Source organism: Amycolatopsis sp. CA-230715, from assembly GCF_018736145.1.
In the GTDB taxonomy this organism is placed as follows: domain Bacteria; phylum Actinomycetota; class Actinomycetes; order Mycobacteriales; family Pseudonocardiaceae; genus Amycolatopsis.
Map to the genome: position 1 here is coordinate 6,054,830 of NZ_CP059997.1, position 19,419 is coordinate 6,074,248.

The 19,419-nt window shown below is 69.2% G+C and carries 15 protein-coding genes and 1 pseudogene; 7 read left to right on the forward strand and 9 right to left on the reverse strand.

Annotated elements, in window-relative coordinates; translation table 11 throughout:
• Nucleotides 1–6 precede the first annotated feature (6 nt).
• Nucleotides 7–633: a TetR/AcrR family transcriptional regulator gene (locus HUW46_RS29120; RefSeq protein WP_215541975.1), complete on the reverse strand. Its 627-nt coding sequence runs from the start codon at nt 631–633 to the stop codon at nt 7–9.
• Nucleotides 634–1,009: 376 nt separating this feature from the next.
• On the opposite strand from HUW46_RS29120, the gene rox reads away from it, so the two are divergent.
• Nucleotides 1,010–2,437: a rifampin monooxygenase gene (rox, locus tag HUW46_RS29125; RefSeq protein WP_215541976.1), complete on the forward strand. Its 1,428-nt coding sequence runs from the start codon at nt 1,010–1,012 to the stop codon at nt 2,435–2,437.
• 15 nt (nt 2,438–2,452) lie between these two features.
• On the opposite strand, the gene HUW46_RS29130 is transcribed toward rox, so the two are convergent.
• A complete protein-coding gene (locus HUW46_RS29130; protein ID WP_215541977.1) occupies nt 2,453–3,487 on the reverse strand; it encodes an Lrp/AsnC family transcriptional regulator in 1,035 nt (344 codons plus the stop codon).
• 116 nt (nt 3,488–3,603) lie between these two features.
• Here HUW46_RS29130 and HUW46_RS29135 point away from each other — a divergent pair, with 116 nt between their 5' ends.
• The 3 genes from HUW46_RS29135 (at nt 3,604) to HUW46_RS29145 (ending at nt 7,250) form a co-directional block, all read left to right on the forward strand.
• Nucleotides 3,604–5,145 (forward strand): AbgT family transporter, encoded by a 1,542-nt coding sequence (locus HUW46_RS29135; RefSeq protein WP_215541978.1) that lies wholly within the window; start codon nt 3,604–3,606, stop codon nt 5,143–5,145.
• A 39-nt stretch (nt 5,146–5,184) separates the two neighbouring features.
• Nucleotides 5,185–6,336: a M20/M25/M40 family metallo-hydrolase gene (locus HUW46_RS29140; RefSeq protein ID WP_215541979.1), complete on the forward strand. Its 1,152-nt coding sequence runs from the start codon at nt 5,185–5,187 to the stop codon at nt 6,334–6,336.
• 86 nt (nt 6,337–6,422) lie between these two features.
• Nucleotides 6,423–7,250, forward strand: coding sequence for a class I SAM-dependent methyltransferase (locus HUW46_RS29145; RefSeq protein ID WP_215541980.1), 828 nt, complete (start codon nt 6,423–6,425; stop codon nt 7,248–7,250).
• A gap of 52 nt (nt 7,251–7,302) precedes the next feature.
• On the opposite strand, the gene HUW46_RS29150 is transcribed toward HUW46_RS29145, so the two are convergent.
• From HUW46_RS29150 to HUW46_RS29175, 6 genes and pseudogenes are all read right to left on the reverse strand, one after another.
• Nucleotides 7,303–8,295, reverse strand: coding sequence for a hypothetical protein (locus HUW46_RS29150; RefSeq protein WP_215541981.1), 993 nt, complete (start codon nt 8,293–8,295; stop codon nt 7,303–7,305).
• A gap of 178 nt (nt 8,296–8,473) precedes the next feature.
• Nucleotides 8,474–8,983 (reverse strand): annotated as a pseudogene (locus tag HUW46_RS29155) (YdcF family protein); the annotation flags it as partial.
• An 85-nt stretch (nt 8,984–9,068) separates the two neighbouring features.
• The gene (locus HUW46_RS29160; protein ID WP_215541983.1) at nt 9,069–10,283 is read right to left on the reverse strand and encodes an acyl-CoA dehydrogenase family protein; all 1,215 of its coding nucleotides are present in this window, start codon (nt 10,281–10,283) and stop codon (nt 9,069–9,071) included.
• 36 nt (nt 10,284–10,319) lie between these two features.
• Entirely contained in the window at nt 10,320–11,615 is a 1,296-nt protein-coding gene (locus HUW46_RS29165) for an acyl-CoA dehydrogenase family protein (RefSeq protein WP_215550181.1), read from the reverse strand.
• A 114-nt stretch (nt 11,616–11,729) separates the two neighbouring features.
• The gene (locus tag HUW46_RS29170; RefSeq protein ID WP_442860861.1) at nt 11,730–12,893 is read right to left on the reverse strand and encodes a low temperature requirement protein A; all 1,164 of its coding nucleotides are present in this window, start codon (nt 12,891–12,893) and stop codon (nt 11,730–11,732) included.
• A 92-nt stretch (nt 12,894–12,985) separates the two neighbouring features.
• Nucleotides 12,986–13,729 carry a glucose 1-dehydrogenase gene (locus HUW46_RS29175; RefSeq protein WP_215541985.1) on the reverse strand — a complete coding sequence of 248 codons (744 nt, stop codon included), beginning with the start codon at nt 13,727–13,729 and terminating at the stop codon, nt 12,986–12,988.
• A 92-nt stretch (nt 13,730–13,821) separates the two neighbouring features.
• On the opposite strand from HUW46_RS29175, the gene HUW46_RS29180 reads away from it, so the two are divergent.
• A complete protein-coding gene (locus tag HUW46_RS29180) occupies nt 13,822–14,664 on the forward strand; it encodes a LysR family transcriptional regulator (RefSeq protein WP_215541986.1) in 843 nt (280 codons plus the stop codon).
• Here the strand turns inward: HUW46_RS29180 and HUW46_RS29185 are convergent.
• The gene (locus HUW46_RS29185) at nt 14,651–15,856 is read right to left on the reverse strand and encodes a TetR/AcrR family transcriptional regulator (protein ID WP_215541987.1); all 1,206 of its coding nucleotides are present in this window, start codon (nt 15,854–15,856) and stop codon (nt 14,651–14,653) included. The two genes, HUW46_RS29180 and HUW46_RS29185, sit on opposite strands and share 14 nt — an antisense overlap.
• Nucleotides 15,857–16,013: 157 nt before the next feature.
• Between HUW46_RS29185 and HUW46_RS29190 the strand changes: the two genes are divergently transcribed.
• Entirely contained in the window at nt 16,014–17,225 is a 1,212-nt protein-coding gene (locus HUW46_RS29190; protein WP_215541988.1) for an acetyl-CoA C-acetyltransferase, read from the forward strand.
• A 7-nt stretch (nt 17,226–17,232) separates the two neighbouring features.
• The gene (locus HUW46_RS29195) at nt 17,233–19,401 is read left to right on the forward strand and encodes a 3-hydroxyacyl-CoA dehydrogenase NAD-binding domain-containing protein (protein ID WP_215541989.1); all 2,169 of its coding nucleotides are present in this window, start codon (nt 17,233–17,235) and stop codon (nt 19,399–19,401) included.
• The last annotated feature ends 18 nt before the right edge of the window (nt 19,402–19,419 follow it).

Below are 19,419 nucleotides of genomic sequence, written 5' to 3' on the forward strand. Positions count from 1 at the left end.
AGACCGCTATTTCGTGATGCCGTGCAGCACGAGATCCGCCAGCGCTTCGGTGGTCACGCTCGCCGGGCCGGTGTGCCATCCGCCGCCGCGGCCGAGCGCCAGGACGATCGCGAGTACCAGGGTGGCCGCGTCGGCGGCAGGGATCCTCGGCCGGTCCTGCGCCAGCGCGGCCGTCACCGCGTCGTGCATGCGCTGGTACGACGACGTGCGGCTCTCCGACCACCGGGCCCGCTCCTCCTCGGAGAGCGATTCGGCGGTCCGCGGTTGCACGGGCCCCGCCACCGTGACGGCGTTGACCACCGCGCCCGTTCGCTCCCCGTGCGCGCGGAGCGCCTCGATCACCGCGAGGACGCGCTCGCGCAGCGGGGCGGACGGCTCGATCGCGTTGAGTTCGCCGACGAGGTGCTGGGGGTCGGTCGCCTCCGCGAGGCAGGCCGCGAGTACTTCGTTCTTGTCGGCGAACGCGCGGAAGATCGTCGGCTCGCTGATTCCGGCGGCGCGGGCGATCTGCAGCGTCGTGACCGACGGGCCCAGTTCGACGAGCAGGGGGATCGCGGCCCGCACGATCATCGCCCGGCGTTCTTCGATGCTCTTCCGCGGTGCGCGCCGGCGCGGCTCGGGGTCATCGCTCATGTCACCGACACTACGTAGTGAGTACTCACTACGCAAATTCGAGAGCGCGCCGGGAGCTGCTTGGCCGCGGGCTCGGGTGGTCCGCGACGTGGATGAGCGCGGATGCGGGGCGCTGTTCGTCGCGGTCGAACTCCTTGCGCGCCAAGGGTTTCCGGCCGGAAAACGGATCGGTGATCGCGGATTGCTCGGGACCGCGAGAGAAGGACGAGAAAACAACTTTTTCCCGCCACACTCAACATATAGCGCACCAGGGGGCTTGCGGCAAGGCCCGTGTGGTGCCGCAGAATCTACGGCCGAAGCCGGTGGCCGCGGAAATCCGGAGTCGCGAAACGCGCCGCGGCCGGCTGAAAAGCACACCTTGCTGAACGGGGAATTCGTGATTGACGTGATCATCGCCGGTGGCGGGCCGACCGGCGTGATGCTGGCCGCCGAACTGCGGCTGCACGGCGTGGAGGCGCTCGTGCTGGAGCGGGACGCGGAGCCGACCGAGGTCGTCCGCGCGCTCGGCATGCACGCGCGCAGCATCGAAGTGATGGCCCAGCGCGGCCTGCTCGACCGGTTCCTCGAACTGGGCAGGCAGTCTCCGCTCGGGGGCTTTTTCGCCGGTATCGCCAAAGCGTCGCCGGAGCGGCTGGACACCAACCACCCGTACACGCTCGGCATCCCGCAGCCCACGACGTTGCGCGTGCTGACCGAACACGCGCTCGAACTCGGCGTCGAGATCCGGCGCGGCCGCGAACTCGTCGGACTGAGCCAGGACGACGACGGGGTCACGGTGGAGCTGGCCGACGGCGACCGGCTGCGAGCGCGGTACGTCGTCGGCTGCGACGGCGGGCGCAGCACGGTGCGCAAGCTGCTCGGCGTCGGCTTCCCCGGCGTGGCGGCCAGGAACCAGTGGCTGCTGGGCGAAATGCAGGTGACCGCGCCGGTGGAGGAGGTCACCGCGCTGGTGACCGAGATCCGCAAGACCAACCTGTGGTTCGGCGTCGGGCCGAGCGGAAACGGGGCGTTCCGTGTCGTCGCGCCCGCCAAGGAGGTGGTCGAGGACCGCACGGTCCCACCGACGCTGGACGAGCTTAAGGAGCAGATGCGGGCGATCGCGGGCACCGATTTCGGAGTGCACTCGCCGCGCTGGCTCTCCCGCTTCAGCGACGCGACCCGGCAGGCCGATCGCTACCGGGTCGGCCGGGTGCTGCTGGCAGGCGACGCGGCGCACGTCCACCCGCCGCTGGGCGGGCAGGGCCTCAACCTCGGTGTCCAGGACGCGTTCAACCTGGGCTGGAAGCTGGCCGCCGAGGTCACCGGGTGGGCGCCGGAGGGGCTGCTGGACAGCTACCACGCCGAACGGCACCCGGTGGCCGCCGCCGTGCTGGACAACACCCTCGCGCAGGGCGAGCTGATGGCGCTCGATCCGGGGCCCCAGGCGGTGCGCAGGCTGGTGGCCGAGCTGATGGACTTCCCGGAGGTGAACCGGTACCTCATCGAAAAGATCATCGGCATCAACGTCCGCTACGACCTCGGCGAAGGCCACGAACTGCTCGGCAGGCGGCTGCGGGACGTGAGCCTGAAGCGGGGGCGGCTCTACGAGCTGATGTACGGCGGCCGCGGGCTGCTGCTCGACCAGACCGGTCTGCTTTCGGTGGCGGGCTGGGCCGATCGGGTCGACCACGTCGTCGACGTAAGCGAGGAACTGGACGTGCCTGCCGTGCTGCTGCGGCCCGACGGCTACGTGGCGTGGGCCGGTGACGACCAGCAGGACCTGCTCGACCACCTGCCGCGCTGGTTCGGGGCGCCCACCGGCTGAGCGCGCGGGCCGGTTCTACGCCGGCGCCGGTAGCAGCGGCGGGGCGTGGAACCGGCCTATCCCGGTTACCGAATCCCGGTCGACCCAGTATCGCCGCCGCTCGGTCAGCACGACGTCGATGCCCACTGTGTCGATCCCTTCGATCCGGGCCAGTTCGTCGTCGATGAAGGCGGCGAGCGCGGTCCGGCCCGCGACGAGTCCCATGCACAGCACGGAGGTGTCGCCGGCGACGTGGGCGACCAGCCGCGTCTGCGGCAGATCGGCGAGCGGGCGCATGACGTCGGCGGTGCTGCCCGGCGGCACGCGGAGGCGGAGCACGAACGTGGTGAGGAACCCGAGCCATTCCGACACGACCTCGAACCGCGGCTTGACCCACCCTTCGTCGAGCATCCGCCGCACCATCCGGTGCGCGGTCGAGGTGGCGAGCCCGGCGGTCCTGGCGATGCCCGCCGCGGACGCGCGGCCGTCCTGCTGCAGCATGGACATCACCGTCCGCTCGGCCTCGTTCAGCGCCCTGTCCGGTGGTACGGCCGCCGCGACGTCCTCGACCGTCGGTCCCGCGACGGTCAGCAGGTTCCGGCGCTCGCGTTCGGTCAGCAGCCGCGGATCCCACCCTGCGCCGCGGCGCAGGGTGCGCAGCGAGGGCAGGGTGATCACCCGCCGGATTCCGGGCTGCGCGTACACGCTGTCCAGCACTTCGCTGGTCGCCTGCTCGGACGGCGCGTGCACGGTGGCGTAGACCGGGTAGTCGCCGGAAACCTGCGCGAGGTACTGCAGATGCGGCAGCGCGCCGAGCCGGTCGAGCACGGCGAGCGGCGTCTCGCCGCTGATGTCGACGAACAGGTGCACGGGCATCGCCGTGGAGTGCATTCCCCAGCCGATCTGGCCGATGACGCGGCACAGCCCCGCTTCGGCCAGCCGGTCGAACCGCCGTTTGAGCGTGCTGGCGTCGGCGGTCAGTATCGCCGCGAGGTCGTCCCAGGTGGCGCGCGGCGCCAGGTGCAGCGCGCCGACCAGTCGCCGGTCCAGCTCGTCCAGTGTCGGACCCATCACTCTCCGCTCGGATGCAGGATCATCCCGATCTTAACCGAAAGCCCTGGCGAATATCCCATTCGAATGTCACAGTGTGCGGAAACCTGTCTCAGGCACGGTAAAGGGGTGGCCACATGAACAGCGCTGACGTGGTCGAACCGCGGTCGAAGGTGATGCGGGCGGCGTTCCGCGTCTTCGCGGTGATCGAACGGGTCGGCAACAAGCTGCCCAACCCGTTCTGGTTGTTCTGGCTGCTGGCGCTCGCCGTGGTGGCGCTCAGCGCGATCCTGTCCGCGACGGGCCTGGGCGCCGTGCAGCCCGCCACCGGCAAGCCGATCGCGGTGCGGAACCTCCTCAGCGCCGACGGCTTCAAGGTCATCATCGACGGCGCGGTGCAGAACTTCGCGAACTTCCCGCCGCTGGCCACCATCATCACCGTGATGCTCGGGATCTCCGTCGCCGAGCGGAGCGGGCTCATCAGCACCCTGCTGCGGCGCATGGTCACGCGCGTGCCTGGCCGGTACCTGACCTTCGTGCTGTCGATGACCGCGATGGTCGGGCACATCGCGGGCGACGCCGCATACGTCACGCTCATCCCGCTCGGCGCGCTGGTCTACCGCGCGGCGGGCCGCAGCCCGGTGCTCGGGTGCATCGTCGCCTTCGTCTCGATCTCCGCCGGCTACGACGCGTCGCCTTCGCTGACGACCACCGACGCGCTGCTGTCGTCCATTTCGACCGCGGCGGCCCGCACGATCGACCCGCACTACGCGGTGACACCGGTGTCGAACTACTTCTTCGGCCTCGCGTCCTCGGTGCTCGTGGCGCTGGTGATCACGATCGTCGTCGAGACGGTCATGGCGAGGCGACCGGATCTCGCGGCCGACGAAACCGATCAGCCGGACCCGGCGGACCTCAGCGAGGTCGAGGTCACCGCTCGCGAACGCCGCGCGCTGCGCATCGTCGGACTCGTCGCGCTCGCGTTCATCGCGGTGCTCGTGGTGGCGCTGATCCCCGCGTCGTCGCCGTTGCGCGGACCGAACGGCGGCATCGTCAACTCACCGCTGTTCACCGGGATGGCGCTCGTGCTCGGCCTGTTCTTCGCTGTGCTCGGCACCGTGTACGGCAAGCTCACCGGCACGTTCGGCAGCGCACGCGACGTGATCGCGGCGATGGTCGAAGGCGTCCGCTCGATGGCGCCGATCCTGGTGCTGTTCTTCGCGATCTCGCAGTTCCTCGCCTACTTCAAGTGGACGAACATCGGCGAGATCATCGCGGTGACCGGTGCGAAGGCCCTGCGTGACCTCGGTTTGCACGGCTGGCTGGTGCTGGTCGGCATCGCCGTCGTGGTGACCGTGATGAACCTGGTCATCACGAGCGGTTCGGCGTTGTGGTCGCTCGCCGCGCCGATCTTCATCCCGATGCTGATGCTGCTCGGGATCAACCCCGAGGTCACGCAGGCCGTCTACCGGGTAGCCGACTCGGTGACCAACTGCATCACGCCGATGAGCCCGTACTTCGTGATGGCGCTCGGGTTCATGCAGCGCTACCGGAAGTCCGCGGGCATCGGCACGCTCGCGTCGTTCACGCTGCCGCTGGCCGCCGTCATCTGGGTTGTCTGGGTGGCGTTCTTCGTCCTCTGGTACCTGCTGGGCCTGCCGTTCGGCCCCGGCGCCTGATCCTCCTGCACGCGAAACCCCGAGCACAGAAAGCAGATCATGACCGAACTCGCTTCCCGCGCCACCGACGCCTCGGCCGAGATCGTCGCCGACATCCGCGACCTGGTCGGCTGTGAGACCAGCAGCTACGACCTCGACGGCCTGAAGAACGGGCTCGATCTGGTGCAGGACATCGCCGCGCGCAGGCTCGGCGCGGCCGAGGAGACCCACCGCCACCCCGGCGGTGAGTACGGCGACGTCGCGACGCTCACCTTCCCCGGCACCGGTCCCGGCCGCGTCGCGATCCTCGGCCACTACGACACCGTGTGGCCGACGGGCACGCTCGCGAACTGGGAGTCGCCAGTGACCGAGGGGCGCGAGCGGCTCAGCGGGCCGGGCATCTTCGACATGAAAACCGGTCTCGTGCAAGGGATCTGGGCGCTGAAGATCGCCCGCGAACTGGGACCGGTGCCGACCGTGACGTTCGTGTTCAACGGCGACGAGGAGATCGGTTCGCTCGCGTCGCGGCCGGTGATCGAGCGGGTCGCGGCCGGAGTGGACGCCACACTCGTGCTGGAGCCGAGCGTGGACGGCGCGGTCAAGACCGGCCGCAAGGGCACCGGGATCTTCGCGGCCACGGCCACCGGGATCGAATCGCACGCCGGGCTGGCGCCGGAGGCGGGCGCCAGCGCGATCCACGCGCTCGCCGAATGGGTCACCGCGGCCGCCGCGGTCGCCGATCCCGCGAAGGGGACCACCGTCAGCACCGGGCTGTTTTCCGGCGGTACCGGCACGAACGTGGTGGCGGGGAAGGCGACCGCGGGGATCGACATCCGGGTGCTGACCGACGCCGAGCAGCGCAGGGTCGACGCCGAGTTCGACGCCATCGAGGTCAGCGATTCGCGCGTGCGGATCGAGGTCGAGCACGACTGGAACCGGCCCCCGATGAGCCTGAACGCGGTGTCGGCGCCGCTGCTGGACGTCGCGCGCTCGGTATCGGCCGGGCTAGGGCGAGAACTGCGCGACGTGACCGTCGGCGGCGCGAGCGACGCGAACTTCGTCGCCGGGCTCGGCCTTCCGGTCCTTTGTGGACTCGGCGCGGTCGGCGGCGGAGCACACGCACGGGGCGAGTTCATTTACCCGGATTCGGTGCCGGGCCAGACGGCGCTGGTCGCGGGGATGCTCGGCCGGCTCGCGGAGTGCCCCGCGTAAAGACGGCGTCAACGAGCCTTGCCCGGTCACCGAGCCTGGTCGTACAGTTTATTTACAAAGTTGTGAATCATGTACGGGGGCGGGCCATGACGACGGGAAAGGTGGACTTCACGGGTGTGCAGTCCACGATGCTGGTGACGTTGTACCTCAAGGCGCTGGACGCCAAGGAGACGGCGCCCGTGCTCGGTGACCGGTTCGCGGCCGAGGCCGTGGACCGCATCGACTACGACTGGGCGAAGCTCGACAAGCCGACCATCGCGCGCAACCGGTTCGGCCTCGCGCTGCGCACCAAGCAGATCGACGAGTGGACCGCCGCCTTCCTCCGCCGCAACCCGGACGCGACCGTGCTGCACCTGGCCTGCGGGCTCGACGCGCGGGCGTTCCGCCTCGACCGGCCGGACGGGGTGCGCTGGTTCGACGTCGACCTGCCCGACGTGATCGCCTTGCGCCGCGAACTCTACGAGGACGCCGAAGGCTACCGGATGATCGGCGCTTCGGTGACCGATGACGGCTGGCTGGCGGAGATTCCCGCGGGCAAGCCGGTGTTCGTGATCGCCGAAGGCCTGCTGATGTACCTGCACGAGGCGGAGGTGCGGCAGCTGCTGCTGCGGCTCACCGAGCACTTCGGCACCGGCGAGCTGGTCTTCGACGGCGTGCTGCCGTGGGTCGCGAAAACGACGCAGCTGCTGAAGAAGTACGCGGACCGGTGGTACGGCTACCCGGCCTACTGGACGGGCATCCGCGACGGCTCGGACATCGCCCGCTGGAACCCGCGCCTGCTCTACCGCGACCACGTCGCGCTCGTCGCGCAGTACGAACGGATTCCCGATCCGAAGCTCCGGCGGATGTACCGCCTGATGAGCCGTTTCCGCCCGATCAGGAACTACTTGCGGGTCTTCCGCGCCGACTTCTGATCCGGCAGCGGTCCGTGACCGTCCGGAATGGACGGTCACGGACCGGTCTTCGCTACTTGAGCCGCCACACGACACCGCGAGTCGTATAGCTTTGGGTGTACGCCGTGCCCGTCACATAGGCGCCGTTCTTGCTGATGCTGGTCGCGCTGGCCGAGCCGTACTGGTCGTTCGGAAGCTGCTCGAACGCGCTGACCCTGCCATCGCTGTCCCACTTCGCGGAGTAGCTCCCGGAGAACCCGACCGCGGTGCCGTCGTTGGCCACGTCGAAGCATTGGCTGCCGCTGCCAGGGAATTCGTCGAGTACCTGGATCTGGTCGTCGGCGTTCCAGCGCACCGGATGCTCCGGGGAGTCACCGGCGGTGCCGACGATGATGTCGGTGTCGCTGATCGCGCGCGCCCACGTGCTGCTCGCGCCGGGAAGCCCGGGAAGGATCGTTCCCGCGGCGCCCTTGGTGAAGCGCACCGCGTTGCGCGTGGTGAACCCGACGACCGTGCCGCTGTTGTTGATGTCGCCGAGCACGATGTTGTCGTCGTCGCCGTCCGGCGCGTGCAGAGCGGTGATGGCCCCCGAGGCGTCCCACCGCACGACGTACTTCCCCGAATAGCCCGCGATTTCCCCGTTGTCGTTCACGTGGCGGGCGCTGGTCGAGGTTTCACCGGGCAGGGTCTGGAGCTTGGTGACGGTGCCATCGGTGTTCCACCGGATCGGGACGCGCGCGCCCCGCGGTCCGGCCTCGCCCACGATGACCCCGTTGTTGTTGATGTCGATGGCCGACGCCTCCGTGGCGCCGTCGGGGACCGCGAGCGGTGTCGGGATCCCGTTCTTCCACTGGGTGGCACGGGTGCCGGGGCCGGAACTGCCCACGATGGTCCCGGCGTCGTTCGCTCCGGCCGCGATGCTGCTGTCCCCGCCGGGAAGGGGAGGGAGTACCTCTGGTGCCGCGCTCGGCTTCGTGGCCGCCGACGCCGCGGGTGCCGAAAGGAGGGCCGACGCGATCGCCGTGATGATCACACCGCGCGCGGTCTTCGTGTTCGCCTGTCTCATTTTTTGTCCCCCATCAGAAAGCGAAACGAATGATTCGTCTCCAACCCTGCTCGTGGTTTTCCAGCGCGACAAGGGTTTCGATCCAGCTGGAAAAGTCACCATTCGCTTCAAGGGCGAAGGAAACGAGGTTGTCGGAATTCTTTGTCATCCGACGCGGGATCGCTGGAAGAGAAACCTGTCAGATCAAACGGTTCGTGTAGCCCGCCTTCACCAACCGTTCGTACGCTTGGCGGACTTCGCCGGGAACGTGCTGCGCCGCGGCGAAACCGCGTTCGGCGTAGACGGTGATGCGCTGGGTGTCGCCGACGAGCATGGTGATGACGCGATCTACGTCACCGATGCTTTCGATGTACTCGTCGAGCGGAAGCGGCCGGGACGAGCAGCGCACGTCGACCTCGGGCCAGAGCTTCCGGCACGTCGCGTAGGCCCGTCGCTGCTGGTATGGCCGTGAGATCAAAACAGCGGATTCGATTTCGATTCCGCGGGAATCCAGCAGTTGCCGCGTGAACGAGATGTTGTCGCCGGTGTTCCGGGCGTTCGATTCGACCAGGATCGCCTCGTCCGGGACGCCGAGTTCGAGCGCGTGCTCGCGGTAGTGCACGGCTTCGCCGCGGGGAAACCGTTCCACTGTGGTGGGCGCGTTGGCGCCGGTGAAGACGATCAACGGGAACACCTTGGCGCGGAACAAGTTCTCCGGGATGTGGGGACCCCGACGATAGCCCACCGGCCCGTGGCCGTCCGGAGTGGACGGTCACGGACCGGTGGTGGAGAAACTACTTCAGCTCCGCCGAGGACTTGCCGAGCACCCGGCGCGCCACGATGAGCTGCTGGATCTGTTGCGTGCCTTCGAAGATGTCCAGGATCTTCGCGTCCCGGCTCCACTTCTCCAGCAGGGATTCCTCGGTGTAGCCGAAGGTGCCCGCCAGTTCCACGCAGCGCAGGGCGATTTCGACGACCGAGCGGCCCGCTTTCGCCTTTGCCATCGAGGCCTGCAGCGAGTTGGGTTTCCGGTTGTCCGCCATCCAGGCAGACTCCAGGGTCAGCAGGTAGGCGGATTCGTAGTCGGCTTCCAGCTGCAGGTACGCGGCGGCGGCCGCGTGCTGGGTGTTCGCGGGGCGGTCGTAGTCGACCTTGACGCCCGCGTCGGAGAGGATGCGCGCGGTTTCCTCCAGCGCCGCGCGGGCGACGCCGATGGCCATCGCGGCGACCAGGGGGCGGGTGTTGTCGAAGGTCTGCATGACCCCCGCGAAACCCTTTTGCGTGTCGATCTCCGGGGTGCCGAGCAGGTTTTCCTTCGGCACGCGGCAGTTTTCGAAGCGCAGCACGGCGGTGTCGGAGGCGCGGATGCCGAGCTTGTGCTCGACGCGGACGACCTCGAAGCCCGGGGTGCCCTTCTCGACGACGAACGACTTGATCGCGGCGCGGCCCTTCGACTTGTCGAGGCTCGCCCACACCACGACGGCGTCGGCGCGCTGGCCGGAGGTCACGAAGATCTTTTCGCCGTTGAGGATGTAGTCGTCGCCGTCGAGCTTCGCGGTCGCGGTGATCGCCGCCGAGTCCGAACCGCAGTCCGGCTCGGTGATCGCCATCGCGGCCCACGTCTTCTCGAACCGCTTGAGCTGTTCGTCGTTCGCCACCGACGCGATCGCGGCGTTGCCGAGGCCCTGGCGCGGCATCGACAGCAGCAGGCCGACGTCACCCCAGCACATCTCGATCGTGCCGAGCACGACGTTGAGGTTGGCGCCGTTGCGGTTGCCTGCCTTCTTGGCGTCGCCCTTCTCGTCGCGGCGCACGCCCGCGGCGCCCGCGCCGCCTTCACCGGACGAGTTCAGCCCGTCGAGCAGTGCGGCGAACATGTCCAGTTCACTCGGGTAGGTGTGCTCCGCGCGGTCGTACTTGCGGGAAATGGGCCGGAACACCTCGGCCGCGGCTTGGTACGCCTGGTTGATCAGGGCACCGGCCTTCTTGGGGACTTCCAGGTTGATCATGATTGCCTTTCCGGCTTCTCGAAGAAGAGCCGAGGATCAGAGGAGGACGGCGCCTTCCATCACGCCGATGGCGCGCAGGTCGCGGTACCAGCGTTCGACGGGGTGCTCCTTGACGAAGCCGTGCCCGCCGAGCAGCTGCACGCCCGCGCTGCCGATCTGCATGCCCTTGTCCGTGGCCAGCTTGCGGGCCAGCGCGGCCTCCCGCGCGTACGGCTTGCCCTGCTCCGCCCGCGCGGCCGCGCGCAGCGTCACGAGCCGGAGGCCCTCCAGCTCGATCGCGATGTCGGCGACGCTGAACGCGACCGCCTGCCGGTGGCTGATCGGCTCGCCGAACGCCTTGCGCTCGTTGACGTAAGGCACCACGTAGTCGAGAACGGCCTTCCCGGTGCCCGCGGCCAGTGCCGCCCAGCCCAGCCGGGACAGCCGCACGACCTCGGTGAACACGTCGGCCTTCCCGCCGCCGAGCAGCGCGCTCGCGGGCAGGTTCACCTTGTCCAGCACGAGTTTTCCGGTCGCCGCGCCGCGCAGGCCCATCGCGGGCTCCGCTTCGATCGACACCCCGGCGGTGGACGACTCGATGATGAACAGCGCGGGCCCGCGGCCGTCGAGATCGGCGGAAACCACGAACAGCTCCGCCTGCGCGGCACGCGGCACGAGCGCCTTCACGCCGTCGAGCTGGTAGCCCTTCGGCGTGCGGCGGGCCTTCGTCTTCGGCTTGAACGGGTCGAACAGGGGAGCGCGCTCGACGAGCGCGAGCGCCGCGGCGGGCACGTTCTCGCCGACGAACTCGGGCAGGTAGTCGCCCTGCTGCTTCTCGTCGCCCCACAGCACCAGCGCGGTGCTCACCGCGGACGGCGCGAGCACCGCGACCGCGAGCCCGAGGTCGCCGTGCGCGAGCGCTTCGGCGACCAGCGCGCCGGTGACGACCGAGCGCTCCGAACCGACGCCGCCGAGGTCCTCCGGGATGCCGACGAGCGTGATGCCGAGTTCGGCGGCCCTGCTCAGGAGCCCTTCGGGCGCTTCGAGCTTCGCGTCGGCGTCGGCAGCGGCGGGGCGCAGCTGCTCGGCGGCGAACTCGGTCACCGTCTCGACGATGAGCTGCTGGTCCTCGGTGGGGGTGAGGTCGAACAGCCCCGTGTTCTTCGCGGGCGCGAGCCGTGCGGGCTTGCCGAGGCGCTGGGCGGACCCGAACGTCCTGCTCGCCGCGCCCGCGACCTTGAACCCGTTCCTGGTGCCCGCGGTGACCAGGTTCTGGACCGGCTTGCGCAGGCCGAGCCGGTCGATGGCCTTGCTTCCGGCGATCCGGGTGAGCGCGGAGAGCCCGAGGCCCATGGCGTCCCGTTTCTTCTGCGGCGTACTCACCGTCGCGTCCTCCCTCGGCCGGAGGGCCCGGCCTCGTTAACCTACTCGCGAGTAGGTTAACCCTTGAAGGCGCTCACCGCTACCTCACCCCTCCGATGGGGTGGCCAGTGTCTCCCGGCGCCACGCGGCGAACCGGACCTGTTCGTAGGCGATGAGCCCGAGCAGGGCCGCGGTCGCGATCACCACGAGCACCGGCGCAGGCACGTGTTCGAGCAGCGGGGTCGCCGCGAGCAGCACGACGGCGAGCACGAGCCGCTGGACGTTCCACCGGCCGAGGTTGCGGCGCCGAAGCGAGCTGAGCGCGACGAGGTACAGCGCGAGCCCGCCGGTGAACGCCCAGATCGCGACGCCGTGCAGCGCTTCGCCCGGCACGTGGTGTTCGGTGTCGGCGAGGTAGAGGAACGCCTTCTTCAGACCGAGCGCGACGAGCACGATGCCCGCGATCAACGGCAGGTGCAGGAACGTGTAGGAGTCCGTGGCGATCCTCGTGCGCTCTTCGCCGGTGGCGCGGGTGAGCTTCGCTTCGGCGGCGTGCGCGACGACGTCGAAATAAATCCACCACATCCCCGCCGCGAGCGCGAGCCCGCACACCGCGGCGGCCACGACGAGCCACGTGATCGGCAGCGGCCCGATCCCGATGCCGATCGCCACGATCGACTCGCCGAGCGCGATGATCACGATGAGCCCGAAGCGTTCGGCGAAGTGCGCGGGCGAGTGCAGCCGCCAGCCCTTCGGCCCGGACAGCCACACGTTCGCGTAGTCGACGACGAGCGCGACCGCCCACGCCGCGAGCTGCCACCAGCCGCGCAGGAACGCCGCGCCGCCGAGCAGCGCCAGGCTCGGCAGCATGCCGGCGAGCATCCGCAGCAGCACGCGCCGCAGCGCCGGGTCGTGCCGCGCGACACCGAGGTAGGCGACCTCGTGCAGGAGCCGGACCGCGGCGTAGCAGACGACGAACAGCAGCGGCGTGTACAGGCCGCCGCCGTGGTCGGTGAACGCCTCGGGAATGGCCAGCGACACCAGGAACATCACCGCCATCGCGCCGAACATCGCGAGCCTGGCGATACCGTGGTCGACGTGGATCGTGTTGCCGAGCCACGCGTAACTCGTCCAGCACCACCACAGCGCGGCGAGCATGGCGACGCCCTGCGCGATGCCGAGCACCGTCAGGTGATCCGCCATCAGCTGGGTGACCTGGGTGATGGCGTAGACGAAGACGAGGTCGAAGAACAGCTCCAGGGTGGACACCCGGTGTTCTTCGCCCGCACTCACCCGGTGCAGGCGTTGTCTCGAAGGCACGCGGCATTATCGCCCGGCACCGAGCGGGCGCGGGGCTGTTTTCAGAGTTGCGATGCGCCGCCGTCGATCGGGAATTCGGCGCCCGTGGTGTAGGTGGCATCGAAGGCGAGGAAGGCGACCGCCTTCGCGACCTCATCGGAGTCGCCGTAGCGCCGCATCGGGTTGTTCGCGGTCATCTGCTCCCGGTGCCGGTCGGCCACGTCCTTCGGTGTCGAACGCTCCATGATGCCGGTGTCGATCGGGCCGGGGCTGACCGCGTTGACCCGGATCCCCCGCGGCAGCAGCTCGGTGGCCAGGCTGCGGGTCATCGAGCGCAAAGCCGCCTTCGTGGCCGAGTACACGCTGAACGTCGGCACCCCTTTGATGTTCGCGATCGAGGTGCTGAGCACGACGCTCCCGCCGTCCCGCAGCACCGGCGCGAACTTCTGCACGGTGAAGTAGGCGCCCTTGGCGTTGATCGCGAACACTTCGTCGTAGGTCTGCTCGGACACCGATTCGAAGGATCCGACGCTGGCCACGCCCGCGTTCACGAACAGGGCGTCCACGAGCCCGAACTCCGTTTTCGCCCTGTCCGCGAGTGTGTCCAAATCGGACAGTGAAGCGACGTCGCCGCGCACGGCCACCGCGCGCTCTCCGAGCCGTTCGCGGGCGGAATCGAGTGTGGCCTGGGTGCGGCCGGTGATCAGCACCCGCGCTCCGCCGTCGGCGAACGCTTTCGCGGTGGTGAAGCCGAAACCGGTGCTGCCACCGGTGATCACGATGGTCTTGCCTGTGTAATCGGTCATGCGTCCAGTCAAGAACCGGACCGGGTGCGGCGTCCAAGACCTGTTCCGCACCCCGTCATGCGGTCCGCGCATGACGAGTAGCGTTGCTGTGCGTGGACTTCGATTTGCGGCTGGTGCGGTACTTCACGGTCGTCGCGGACGAATTGAACTTCGGCCGCGCCGCCACCGCACTCCATCTCGCCCAGCCTTCGCTGAGCCGCCAGATCCAGCGCCTGGAGGACCAGCTAGGGGTGCGGCTGTTCGACCGCACCCCGCAGGGGAGCCGGCTCACCGAGGCCGGGCGGGCTTTCCTGCCGCGAGCGCGGGCGCTGCTGGACGCCGCCCGCGAAGCGGAGCTCGCCGCGCGTTCGGCCGCGCCGCCGCACGCGATCGCGATCGGCTACGTCGGGGATCTGATCATCACCCCGGCGGTGCGGGAGCTGCGCCGACGGTATCCCGGCGCCAAGGTCGGCACCCGGCACCTGACCTGGCGGGACACGCACGTCCTGCCCGAGCGCCGGGTCGACGCGCTCGTCGCGAGGCTGCCGCTGCCGTTCCCGACGGACCGCCTGCACCTGACCGTCCTCTACGAAGAGCCGCGGGTCCTCGTCGTACCGACGTCGCATCGCTTGGCGGGCAAGGAATCCGTCGCGTTCGACGAGGTCGCCGACGAGGAGTTCGTCCCCTGCACCAGTTCCCCCACGATGTGGAGCGGACCCGCCGAGGTGGGCTTCGACGACAGCTTCGAGGACAAGCTCGAATTCGTCGCGGAGGGCCGCGCCCTCGCCGTCCTGCCCGCCGGTGACGGGCGCAGCGCGTTGCGCCCGGACCTCACCGCGATTCCGCTCGAAGGCGTCGACCCGTGCGAGGTCGTGGTCCTCACCCGCCTCGGCGACCCGAACCCGCTGGCGACCGCCTTCCACGACGTCGCGGCGGCCTACCTCACCGGGAGCTGATCCCGAGGACCGCGTGCAGCAGCGCGGTGAGTTCGTCTTCGAGATGGGGCCGCGCGGTCACCCGGCGCGTGCGGCTCAGGTCGTTGGCGATGGTGAGCGCCGCGTGCACGATGATCTTCACCTCGCGCGCGGGCAGGTCCGGCCGTGCCGCGGCCAGCAGCGCGACCCACTGCCCGACGTAGTCGCGCTGCACGCGGAGCAGTTCGGTCTTGTCCCGCTCCGGCATGCTGACGCGGACCTCCGAGCTGCCGGTGAACGACACCAGCAGCTCCGGTGTGCGCAGGAGCGTGTGCACGTAGGACGCGGCGAGCCTGCGCAGCGCGTCGTGCTCGTCGGACGCCTTCAGCGCGCGCTCGGCGGCCACCGTCAGCCGGTCGGCCGCGCGGTGCCCGATCGCCACCATCAGCGCCGCCTTGCTGGGGAAGTGCCGGTACACGCTCGGGCCCGCGATCCCCGACGCGGCGCCGATGTCCTCCATGCTGACCGCGTGGAAGCCGCGTTCGGCGAACAGCCCGGTCGCGGCGGCGAGGACCTGTTCGCGGCGCGACGGCGTGCCGAGCCCCGGCGGTTCCGGTTCGGGGGGCGACGGCGCGGCCGGTTCGGGAAGTGTGACGTCGAGCACCGCGGAGGCGAGTTCGGTGAGCAGTTTCACGAACCGCTTCTTCGCCACGGCCGTGCGGTGCACCGAGACGCTGCCGAACACGCTCAACGTCGCCCAGCACAGCAGCTCCGCGTCCGGTTCCGGTAGTTCTGGGCGTCGCCGGAGCAGCGCTTTCGTCCACGCGCCGAGCACAGCCCCCGAACGGCGGCGGATTTCGCGGCGCTCGCCCGCGGGCAGGTGCCTGCCTTCCCAGCGCCACAGCGCGGCGACCTCCCGCCGTTCGACGGCCTGGGTGCCGAGCAGGGTCAGCAGCCGGTCGAGCTGGTCGGCGGTGGGGACGCCGTCGGCGAGCGCGTCGGCCGTCGCGGCGTCCATCTCGTCGATGCCGGACAGCACGACGTAGGCGAGGATCGCCTGCTTGTCGGCGAAGTGGCGGTAGATCGCGGGCCCGGTGACCCCGGCCGCGGCGGCGATGTCGTTGATGCCGACGCCGTGGTACCCGCGCTCGCGGAACAGGCCCGCGGCGAGGGCGGCCAGCTGGGCCTTCCGGTCGCGCGGGCGGCGCTGCGGCGAAGGGGTCACGGAGTCCATAGGTGAACGTACATTAGCTTGAGTGGACTCCGACGCAAACCGTTGACAGCCTGGGGGAAGTCGGGCATATGTTAGTAGCAATTAGCGTTACTGACCGGTAGACGTTTGCCCGCGCAGTGTTGTTTGGTCGCACAGTGTTGCTTGGAGGAGACCCGAAGTGAGTAGTGAGGCGTTCATCTACGAGGCGCTCCGCACGCCCCGTGGCAAGAACAAGGGCGGGTCCCTGCACGGGACCAAGCCGGTCGACCTGGTGGCAGGCCTGATCGAAGAGCTGAAGGTCCGCCACCCGGACCTCGACCCCGCCGCGATCGACGACATCGTCCTCGGCGTGGTGTCGCCGGTCGGCGAGCAGGGCGCCGACATCGCCAGGACCGCGGCGCTCGTCGCTGGCCTGCCGGAGAGCGTCGCGGGCGTGCAGCTGAACCGCTTCTGCGCCTCCGGGCTCGAGGCGACGAACCTCGCCGCGCAGAAGGTGCGCTCCGGCTGGGACCAGCTGGTCATCGCGGGCGGCGTCGAGTCGATGTCGCGGGTGCCGATGGGCTCCGACGGCGGCGCGCTGTTCATGGACCCCGCCACCGCGTACGACAACTACATCGTGCCGCAGGGCATCGGCGCCGACCTGATCGCGACGATGGAAGGCTTCTCGCGCGACGACGTCGACGCCTTCGCCGTCCGTTCGCAGGAGAAGGCCGAGGCCGCGTGGTCCGGCGGCTACTTCACGAAATCGGTCGTGCCGGTCAAGGACATCAACGGCGTGACGATCCTCGACCACGACGAGCACCGCCGCCCGGGAACCACCGTCGAGGGCCTCGCCAAGCTGAAGCCCGCGTTCACCACCATCGGTGAGATGGGCGGGTTCGACGCGGTGGCGCTGCAGAAGTACCACCAGGTCGAAAAGATCGACCACGTGCACACCGGCGGCAACTCCTCCGGGATCGTCGACGGCGCGGCGGTGGTGCTGCTGGGCAGCGAGCAGGTCGGCAAGACCTACGGGCTGACCCCGCGCGCCAGGATCGTGGCGACCGCGGTCACCGGTTCGGAGCCGACGATCATGCTCACCGGCCCGACCCCCGCCACCGAGAAGGTCCTCGCGACCGCCGGGCTCACCCCCGACGACATCGACCTGTGGGAGCTCAACGAGGCGTTCGCGTCCGTCGTGCTGAAGTGGATCAAGGACCTGAAGCTGCCCGAGGAGAAGGTCAACGTCAACGGTGGCGCGATCGCGATGGGCCACCCCCTCGGCGCGACCGGCGCGATGCTGGTCGGCACCGTGGTGGACGAGCTGGAGCGCCGCCAGGCGCGCCGCGCGCTGGTGACCCTGTGCATCGGTGGCGGAATGGGTGTCGCGACGATCATCGAGCGGGTGTGAGGGAGAAATGACCGAGAGCAAGACCATCCGCTGGGAGCAGGACGCCGACGGCATCGTAGTGCTGACCCTGGACGACCCGAGCCAGTCGGCGAACACGATGAACGCTGACTACGCCGAGTCGATGCGCGCGACCGTCGACCGGCTGGAGTCCGAAAAGGACTCGATCACCGGTGTCGTGATCACCTCGGCGAAGAAGACCTTCTTCGCCGGTGGTGACCTGAACGACCTGATCAAGGCGCAGCCGGAGCAGGCGCCCGAGTTCACCGAGCGCCTCAACGGCATCAAGGGTGACCTGCGCAGGCTGGAGACCTTCGGCAAGCCCGTGGTCGCCGCGATCAACGGCGCCGCGCTCGGCGGCGGCCTCGAAATCGCGCTCGCCACGCACCACCGGATCGCCGCCGACGTGAAGGGCAGCCAGATCGGGCTGCCCGAGGTGTCCCTCGGCCTGCTGCCCGGTGGCGGCGGCATCGTGCGCACCGTGCGGCTGCTCGGCATCCAGAACGCGCTGCTGAACGTCCTGCTGCAGGGCCCGCGGCACCGCCCGCAGAAGGCGCTGGAACTCGGCCTGGTGCACGAGCTCGTCGAGACCGTCGACGAGCTGCTGCCCAAGGCGAAGGAATGGCTCAAGGCCAACCCCGAGGCGTTCACGCAGCCGTGGGACGAGAAGGGCTACAAGATCCCGGGCGGCACCCCGTCGAACCCGAAGTTCGCGGCGAACCTGCCCGCCTTCCCGGCCAACCTGCGCAAGCAGATCAAGGGCGCGAACATGCCGGCCCCGCGGGCGATCCTGTCCGCCGCGATCGAGGGCTCGCAGGTCGACTTCGACACCGCGCTGCTCATCGAGACGCGGTACATGGTGAGCCTGGCGACGGGCCAGGTGTCGAAGAACATGACGAAGGCGTTCTTCTTCGACCTGCAGCACATCAATTCCGGTGGCTCCCGCCCGGACGGTTTCGAGAAGTTCACCGCCACCAAGGTCGGTGTCCTCGGCGCGGGCATGATGGGCGCGGCGATCGCGTACGTCTCGGCGAAGGCCGGGATCGACGTGGTGCTCAAGGACGTCTCCCAGGAGGCGGCCGAGAAGGGCAAGGGCTACGCGGAGAAGATCGAGCAGAAGGCGCTTTCCCGCGGAAAGACCACGCAGGAGAAGTCGGACGCGCTGCTGGCGCGGATCAAGCCGACCGCGGACGCGGCGGACTTCGCGGGCGTCGACTTCGTGATCGAGGCGGTGTTCGAAAGCGTCGAACTGAAGCACAAGGTGTTCGGCGAGATCCAGGACGTCGTCAACGCCGACGCGGTGCTCGGCTCGAACACCTCCACGCTGCCGATCACCAGCCTCGCCGAGGGCGTCAAGCGGCAGGAAGACTTCATCGGGATCCACTTCTTCTCGCCGGTGGACAAGATGCCGCTGGTGGAGATCATCCGCGGGGAGAAGACCTCCGACGCGACGCTCGCGAAGGTCTTCGACTACACCCTGCAGATCAAGAAGACCCCGATCGTGGTCAACGACAGCCGCGGCTTCTTCACCTCGCGCGTCATCGGCACGTTCATCAACGAAGCCGTCGCCGCGCTGGGCGAGGGTGTCGAGCCCGCCTCGATCGAGCAGGCCGGTTCGCAGGCGGGTTACCCGGCGCCGCCGCTGCAGCTGATGGACGAGCTGACGTTGACCCTGCCGCGGAAGATCCGCAAGGAATCCCGCGAAGCGGTCGAAGCCGCGGGCGGCACCTGGAAGCAGCACCCCGCGGAGGCGGTCATCGACAAGATGATCGACGAGTACGACCGCAAGGGCCGTTCCACCGGCGCCGGTTTCTACGAGTACGACGACGAGGGCAAGCGCGCCGGTTTGTGGCCGGGGCTGCGCGAGGCGTTCAACTCGGGCAGCGGTGAGGTGCCGTTCGAGGATCTCAAGGAGCGCATGCTCTTCGCCGAGGCACTCGAAACCGTGAAGTGCTTCGACGAGGGCGTGCTGAACTCCGTCGAGGACGCGAACATCGGGTCGATCTTCGGCATCGGCTTCCCCGCGTGGACCGGTGGTGTCATCCAGTACATCAACCAGTACCCGGGTGGGCTGAAGGGGTTCGTGGCGCGTTCGCAGGAACTCGCGAAGCGCTACGGCGACCACTTCGAGCCGCCGAAGTCCTTGCTGGCCAAGGCTGAAGCGGGCGAAACCTACTGATCCGAGGTTGCTCGGCTG